We start from the raw sequence: 1,164 nt of genomic DNA, 5'->3' as shown, positions 1-1,164 counted from the left end.
TAGGCGGCGTGGACAAATTCCTGCGTAATCATGTTTGCCGGTAGGCGTTGTGGTGTATGGTCCGCGTATGGCGGGATGGCAGGATCTGATCCGAAGGGCGTGGCGCTGGTTCGTGACACCGCCAACAACGGCCATGCTCTGAAAGAGAACGGCGGTGGCGCTTTGGCTGACGCCGTCCATAATGCTGCTTCCGCTGCTCCTCTCGCTGCTTGAGCCGTCCACGCTGCCAGCGATGTTGGCTGAATATCGGCTGGTGTATGCGCTGTTCTTCGGCCTCCCCATCGCATTGGGGGCATTTTGCTGGCGACGCGCGATCCACGCAGCACGGGGGTGATTGACCCAGCAGAAGAGGATTGATTCAAGGCTGTCTTTTGGAGGCAGGCTTGAGCCGGGGCGATCTCACCGAGGCGGAATGGCGCATCCTGAAGGATTTGCTGCCGATCGAGCACAAAAACCGGGGCCGGGGCAGGCCTCCCGAACAGAACCGCTCTATCATCAACGGCATACTCTGGCGGCTTCGGTGCGGGGCGCCGTGGCGCGATGTGCCGCTCAAATACGGGATCTGGAACACGATCTACCGCCGGTTCCGACGATGGAGCGAGGCCGGGGTCTGGGAGATCGTGGCGGTGACGCTGGCCGAGCTCATGGCGGACACCGGCCACTACAGCATCGACAGCACCACGGTCCGCGCCCACGTCTCGGCAGCGGGCGGAAAAGGGGGGCTTATCGACGCGCTCTTGGCCGCTCGCGGGGCGGGTTCACCAGTAAGCTTCACTGCCTGGCTGATGCCCTCGGGCGACCGCTCGCCTTTCACCTGACGGGTGGCGAAGCGGCAGACTGCAAGGCGTATGATGCCTTGATCGTCTTACCAGAACGCACGCCGGATGCGCTGCTTGCCGACAAGGGCTACGATGCTGACACCATCCGTGCCGACCTTGCGAGGCGCAACATCAAGCCCGTCATCCCCGGCCGCTCAAACCGCCGGGTGCAGATCGACCATGACCGGACGCTCTACAAGCAACGCAACCGCATCGAGCGCATGTTCGGCCACCTCAAGATCAACCGAGCCATCGCCACCCGTTACGACCAGCTGGCCAGCAGCTTCCTCGGCATGGTCCACCTCGCCACCGCAAGATACTGGCTCAAATTTGTCCACGCCGCCTA

At 62.9% G+C, this 1,164-nt stretch carries 1 protein-coding gene and 1 pseudogene; both read left to right on the top strand.

Features of this window, described 5'->3' with window-relative positions; translation table 11 throughout:
• The first annotated feature begins 154 nt into the window (after positions 1-154).
• Complete coding sequence (locus D9598_RS20865; protein ID WP_198368401.1) at positions 155-334, top strand: hypothetical protein; 180 nt, start codon at positions 155-157, stop codon at positions 332-334.
• Positions 335-353: 19 nt separating this feature from the next.
• A pseudogene (locus D9598_RS20860) lies at positions 354-1,164 on the top strand (IS5 family transposase); the annotation flags it as partial.

The sequence above is a fragment of the Roseomonas sp. KE0001 genome, assembly GCF_016107285.1.
GTDB lineage: Bacteria > Pseudomonadota > Alphaproteobacteria > Acetobacterales > Acetobacteraceae > Pseudoroseomonas.
The sequence above is the reverse complement of the archived record's forward strand: the minus strand, read 5'-3'. Positions and strand labels throughout refer to the sequence as shown.